At 64.4% G+C, this 3,111-nt stretch carries 3 protein-coding genes and 4 pseudogenes; 5 read left to right on the top strand and 2 right to left on the bottom strand.

Annotated elements, in window-relative coordinates; translation table 11 throughout:
• Positions 1-192: 192 nt before the first annotated feature.
• The 5 genes and pseudogenes from ccsB to Q1K09_RS12945 all read left to right on the top strand — a co-directional run.
• Positions 193-744: pseudogene (gene ccsB / locus Q1K09_RS12925) on the top strand (c-type cytochrome biogenesis protein CcsB); the annotation flags it as partial.
• A gap of 41 nt (positions 745-785) precedes the next feature.
• Positions 786-1,001 (top strand): annotated as a pseudogene (locus Q1K09_RS12930) (chorismate-binding protein); the annotation flags it as partial.
• A gap of 164 nt (positions 1,002-1,165) precedes the next feature.
• Positions 1,166-1,774: a Trp biosynthesis-associated membrane protein gene (locus Q1K09_RS12935; protein WP_157323035.1), complete on the top strand. Its 609-nt coding sequence runs from the start codon at positions 1,166-1,168 to the stop codon at positions 1,772-1,774.
• A gap of 11 nt (positions 1,775-1,785) precedes the next feature.
• Positions 1,786-1,866 carry a MetS family NSS transporter small subunit gene (locus Q1K09_RS12940; RefSeq protein ID WP_300345892.1) on the top strand — a complete coding sequence of 27 codons (81 nt, stop codon included), beginning with the start codon at positions 1,786-1,788 and terminating at the stop codon, positions 1,864-1,866.
• Positions 1,867-1,885: 19 nt separating this feature from the next.
• Complete coding sequence (locus Q1K09_RS12945) at positions 1,886-2,191, top strand: prolipoprotein diacylglyceryl transferase family protein (RefSeq protein WP_300345891.1); 306 nt, start codon at positions 1,886-1,888, stop codon at positions 2,189-2,191.
• Between the two features lie 67 nt (positions 2,192-2,258).
• Here the strand turns inward: Q1K09_RS12945 and Q1K09_RS12950 are convergent.
• Both Q1K09_RS12950 and Q1K09_RS12955 read right to left on the bottom strand, forming a co-directional pair.
• A pseudogene (locus tag Q1K09_RS12950) lies at positions 2,259-2,573 on the bottom strand (IS1634 family transposase); the annotation flags it as partial.
• A gap of 89 nt (positions 2,574-2,662) precedes the next feature.
• Positions 2,663-2,971: pseudogene (locus tag Q1K09_RS12955) on the bottom strand (integrase core domain-containing protein); the annotation flags it as partial.
• Positions 2,972-3,111 lie beyond the last annotated feature (140 nt).

A 3,111-nucleotide genomic window follows, 5' to 3' on the forward strand; every position in this document is an offset into this window, starting at 1 on the left:
CCCAGGCCCGCACAGGGGTCGCCTATTGGATCGAGAAGGTCTACAACCGCCGCAGGCTGCATTCGGCGATCGGGATGCTCCCACCGGTGGAATACGAAGAATCCCTCCGCAGAGACCGGCGGCCGGGTAAATCAGAACAGCTTCCGGCAGCCGCCTGAGGAACTAAGACCGTGTCCACAACTTGCGGGCAAGGCCACCATCGGCTTCCCCACTCCCATCGGGCACGTCCAACCGGCTCTGCAAAGTCCGTGGCTGGCCATCCACGTGAGCCTGGCCGCGTCGGCAATCGGGCTGTTCGTGCTGACCTTCGCCATGAACGTGCTGCAGCTAGTCCAGGCTAGGCGCGAAAAGGCGCTGGCGCAGGGGCCATCGGGGTGGTTCGAACGGACAGTCTCCCGTTGGCAGTTCATGCACCTGGTGCCCAAGGCCTTCTCGTTGGAGTCCTGGGCCTACCGCCTCAACGCCGTGGGCTTCGTCTTCTGGACCCTTGGGCCCATGATCACCGGCGCGATCTGGGCCCAGCAGTCCTGGGGCCGCTACTGGGGCTGGGACCCCAAAGAGGTCTGGACCTTCGTGATCTGGGTGGTCTACGCCGGCTACCTCCACGCGCGTGCGACCCGAGGCTGGACTGGCAACCGTGCCGCCTGGCTATCGATCATCGGCTTCATCTGCATTATCATCAACTACGCCGTCGTCAACGTCTACTTCCCCGGCCTCCACTCCTACGCAGGGCTTCCAGAATGATCCACGACGAGGACGACCACCGGGGTCTGCCGATACACTCTCCGCGTGCGCTGCAGCTGCTGGACGCCTGTGAGCCCACCGGCCGCACGGTCTACGGGGGAGTGGTCGGCTACTTCGACCTCTCCGGGCAGATGGACGCGGCGATCGCGACCCGTACCGCGGTACTCCCCGGTGGCATGGCGTATGTGCAGTCCGGCGGGGGCGTCGCCGTCGATTCCGACGCCGAACGGCAGGAGAGCGTGAACAAGGCACCAGCGGCAGCTCCGGCGCTGTCGAGGCTCGGGGTGGAAGGTCAGGACTACACCACCGGATTCGGCCTCTGGGCCGGACTGGCCGGCAGCCTGACGCTGATCGCCGGCGCCCTGGGCACACTGCTCTTCTCGCCCAGCTGGGAGGACGAAGCCGAAGGAGGCGCATCCCGATGACCAGCCGCAGCACAGTGACCAGCCGCAGCACAGCGCTGACCAGCCGCCGCACCGTGGTGCTCACCGCCCTCTTGGGCGCGGCACTGCTGATGATCTCCACCACCATGACCTGGATCGCTGCCACCGGCCTGGGCGAAACCTCTTCGGTGGCGGAGGTGGAGGTTCCCGGCTCCCAGGCTGCCGACACCGTAGCCGCCATGGGACTGGTGGGACTCGCCGGAGCAGTGGCGGTGACCATCGCCGGCCGCGCCGGGCGCTGGATCATCGCGGCTCTGCTGCTGATCGCCTCACTCATGTCGCTCTACGCCTCCTTAGGCGTGCTGATCGACCCGGCAGGTGCGGCTGAACCGGCGGTGGGGGAAGTCACCGGAACCACGACGACGGCGCAGGACTATCAGCTGGGCTTCGGGGCCTGGACCGCCACGCTGGGGGCAGCGCTTATGCTGGCCGCCTCGCTGGTCCTCGGCGCAGTCTCGCATCGGTGGACCGACCGGAAGGCCTCCAAGAAGTACAGCCGCACAGCAGCCGACGAGGCCGCCGAACCCGACGAATACGATCTGTGGGACGGCCTCAGCGAGGGCGACGACCCCACCGAAGCCCGATGAGGACTGTGATGATGATTTTGGCTCTTGTGACGGTGTGGGGCGGCAATGCCACCGCCATCATCCACCTTTCCCGGAACCCCGAAGAATCCTAAGCAAGGAGACGCACCCGATATGTTTGCCGCCATGGTTTCTGCCGGATTCCCCTCCCCGCCGATGAACCACATCGACCTACCCGGCCCCTTCTCCATCGCCTTCTATTCCCTGGCAATCCTGCTGGGCATCGCCCTGGCAGTGGTGGTCGCCACCCGGCTGTGGAAGTCCCGCGGAGGCGACGGCGACGACATTCTCTCCGCCGCACTCTGGGCAGTGGTCTTCGGTATCATTGGCGCCCGGATCTACCACGTCATCAGCTCTCCCGACGCCTACTTCGGCGAAGGCGGAGACCTGCTCCTGACTCGTGCCATTGTTAGTGCTTGATTCCAGATGCGGCGTCGGCGATGCGTTGGGCTTCTTCACTCAGCTGGGCGGGGATGTGGTGCCGGGTGCCGTTGATCTGCAGTGTCGCGTCCCGCAGGGGATAGAAGATCTTCAGGATCTTTTTGATGCTGACCCCGGTGACCTGCTGTAAGTGCCGGGTGATGGCCAGGGCGGCGAAGACGATGCTGAGGTGGGCTTCGATGGAATCCCGGGTGTGATGGAACATCGGCCGGGCCTGTAAGTCGGATTTGGCCATCCGGAAGGATCGCTCCACCTCAAACAGCGAGTGATACGCATCGATGACCTCAGCCCCGGTCATCACCGCGGGACTGGCTGGGGTGACATAGCCCTTCAGCCCGAAGTAGAACTCCTCAGCCCTGGCCTTCTCATAATCAACCTGTTGGGCCCGCTGCCCGGACCCGCCGGTGAGGTACTTGGCCTGAATCGGCCTGGGAATGATGGAGGGCTGGGTTAGGCCGCAGCGGGTTCGCTGAGCCCTCGGGTTCGATCGTAGTAGATCTGCTCGAACTCCTCTGGTGGGAGGTCTCCGATTGAGGAGTGCAGCCGCTGGTTGTTGTACCAGTAGACCCACTCGGCGGCGGCGGCCTCAACCTGCCGCCAACTACTCCATGAAGGCCTTTCGTGGTCGATCACCTCGGTCTTATACAGGCCGACTGTCGACTCCATCAGCGCATTATCGAGGGCATCGCCGACGCTGCCGATCGAGCCAGTGATCCCCGCATCTGCCAATGCTTCAGTGAAGGCCAGCGAGGTGTATTCGCCGTATTCAACCGGTGCTCGCAACAGTTGACTGTTGGGCTGAGCGTAGCTGATCTTCGAAGGCTTCGGCAGGTGTCCTCCATCCGAGGATCCCGCGAGGCCGATTGTTCATCGCGGTGGCTATCGCAGCGATCTCCGCA

It is taken from the genome of Nesterenkonia sp. (assembly GCF_029265375.1).
Classification (GTDB): domain Bacteria; phylum Actinomycetota; class Actinomycetes; order Actinomycetales; family Micrococcaceae; genus Nesterenkonia.